The organism is Acinetobacter sp. S4400-12 (genome assembly GCF_024129495.1).
Taxonomy (GTDB): Bacteria; Pseudomonadota; Gammaproteobacteria; order Pseudomonadales; family Moraxellaceae; genus Acinetobacter; species Acinetobacter lwoffii_C.
The window spans coordinates 1-2,370 of record NZ_JAMXYB010000071.1 but is presented as its reverse complement, the minus strand read 5'-3'; the positions used below and the strand labels follow the sequence as shown (position 1 = coordinate 2,370).

Here is a 2,370-nt window from a genome sequence, read left to right as displayed (position 1 = left end):
TGATCAATAGCAATTTGAAGAAGGTCATTAATAATCTTGTTACGAGATACTTTTTGAGTTTTAGCCATCATTTCTTGAAATGCTTCAACTTCAGCAAAGACACCAGCACGAAGGCGTAAAGGCACTTGCTTATAAATACCCATATATTCTGATTCGCCTGTACCTTTAACCTCAGCAACGAAGATTTGTAGATTAGTTGGTTCCATTTTTCCACCTGATATTAAGTTGATATGTTTAATAGATATGTTTGGTTTTTTATTTATATACTATTGATGATATCAAATCAATATCAATGCGACGCCACCCATTCGGGATGGCTAAAAACTCCCGATCTGAAATCAGATGGGAGCTTGTAATCAGGGAAGGAAGGTTTTGAAATTTTTATACCGGTATCGTCACTCGTAGACACTCGTTTTGTTGCTTGTGTCGATGTGTCAGAGAAACAACGCATCAATGTGACAAAGAAACGATGTTTCGTTGTGACAGCATTTATTTAAACAAAGTTACGTTTTAAAAACGGAATATCGTTTTAATTGTGATGGTGGGAGCACTGGCGAACTCGAAGAGTTTGCATAAGTGCGCCCTTTGGGGTCTAAGGGGTCGAACCCCTTGCAAGGTCATAAAGGTCCCTTTGTGTATCCTTGCCTTATAAAGTTTCGTTGCGGTCGTTCCGTGACTGCGCGCCCTCGCACCGGCAACGTCCTCACTTCAACTTTTAACGTATCGCCTTCACAAGTCATTCGGGCGTCGGGCCTCGTCGAAGCTCCTCGTTCATCCTTCCTCATTCCTTTTGTTTGGCTTAACGTCTTTCGTGATTTCTAGGTTGTAATAAGATTTCTTATCGAATACGAAACGATAGAGCAGCTCCAAATATGGAAGATCATCAAGAGGTAGATCATCAGTAAGTTTTTCAGGTAACTTGACACCATACATAGAACCAAAACAGCCAGTCAGCCTGTTACCTTTCAAAGAAAGATATGCTTCCCAAGTATTCTCCAGTGAGAGATCACTAAACTTAAGGGCATATTTACATACCTCAGCAACAGCCTTGCTATAGCCGTGTTCTTTAGTTTTTTTAACTCTACGAATATCGACGATATAAGAATCCAGGGTAATATCATGCCAAGTTTCGGACAATTCTTCCTGGTCTATCCATTCATTAAGTAAAGCAAAAATATGAATATGAGGATGCCATTCTTTAGTTTTTGGATTGTATGTATATTCAGTTGAATAAAAAGCGCCATCAATTTTACAAAACTGATTAAAACCACGACCTTTTTTCTTGTAATCGTTATAACGATCTAAAAGCGTTCTAAATGACGCTCTAAGGTGCTTGAAGCGTTCTTGTAGGTCAGGGCCATTCTTTACAGTTAAAGTGATCAGGACGGGCTTTAAATGGCGATTCTGGCGCATTAATTCTTCAATACGCTGAACATATCGGCTCATGGACTTAGCAGCCCTAACACCAGCACACATAGGACATAACAAGTGCTGAGAGCAATAGTGTGCCTTAGCAAGTTTAACTTGGTCTATCGTGTAGTAATTATGGAACAGCAGAAATTGACCACAACCCTTTAATTTAGTTGCAGCCTTAAGAGCCTTATTGGATAGATCATTTTCACCTTCTGACTTGAAATCAACCTGCGTCCACAAATATTGTTCTTGTAGTTTCGCTCTATGTTTCAAAATTCCAAAACGTGTTATTCTATCCCTATGTTGATCTGCCTTAGCAGATTGCAAAGCCTGTATTTCATCACCCGCCAAAGTGTCCGAAATATGGGCTTTTTTATTGTCTTTTTTAAGCAATTTTTGTCCCCTAGTTAATCAATAGTATCAAGAGAAAGAAAAAACAGCGAGAAGCTTCGCTAACTCACTGTTTTTTTTCGTGTTTCACATTTGGTCTGCTAAAACAGGCTTTGCGCCTTTAGCAACATAAAAAATCACATTACGACCACTTGCCATTGCACCAACAGCAATTGAAATTTTCTGATTTAGGAAATCTTTAAAGTCCCGATAGTTCTCAACAGATAACGTAAAAAGTTCATTTTTTACGTCACCATTTGGCAGATCCATAGCACCTAAAATTTGTACCTTGTCACGATCTGCAAATTGATCTCCAGTTTTTTTGTCCTTACCTCCTTGCTGGGTAAAGACGTTTAATACTGTTCCTTCTAATTTAATCATCTGATAAATCTCCAGAACCAGTAAAGTCGTTGTAATGGTGGGAAGCAAACATATTGAATTCTTCTAAAGATTTGTCATCCAACAAGTCTTTAACTTGATCAATAGCAATTTGAAGAAGGTCATTAATAATCTTGTTACGAGATACTTTTTGAGTTTTAGCCATCATTTCTTGAAATGCTTCAACTT

At 38.3% G+C, this 2,370-nt stretch carries 2 protein-coding genes and 2 pseudogenes; all 4 read right to left on the bottom strand.

From position 1 onward, the window contains the following. A pseudogene (locus NI461_RS13875) lies at positions 1–206 on the bottom strand (hypothetical protein); the annotation flags it as partial. Between the two features lie 565 nt (positions 207–771). Further along, positions 772–1,806, bottom strand: coding sequence for a protein rep (locus NI461_RS13870; RefSeq protein WP_253157795.1), 1,035 nt, complete (start codon positions 1,804–1,806; stop codon positions 772–774). Between the two features lie 84 nt (positions 1,807–1,890). Further along, complete coding sequence (locus NI461_RS13865; RefSeq protein ID WP_188138646.1) at positions 1,891–2,184, bottom strand: hypothetical protein; 294 nt, start codon at positions 2,182–2,184, stop codon at positions 1,891–1,893. Next, positions 2,177–2,370: pseudogene (locus NI461_RS13860) on the bottom strand (hypothetical protein); the annotation flags it as partial. The gene NI461_RS13865 and the pseudogene NI461_RS13860, both read right to left, overlap by 8 nt.

What these genes read in the sequence shown, in the direction of transcription:
- NI461_RS13865 (WP_188138646.1), bottom strand. Translation starts at nt 2,184, where the DNA reads ATGATTAAATTAGAAGGAACAGTATTAAACGTCTTTACCCAGCAAGGA.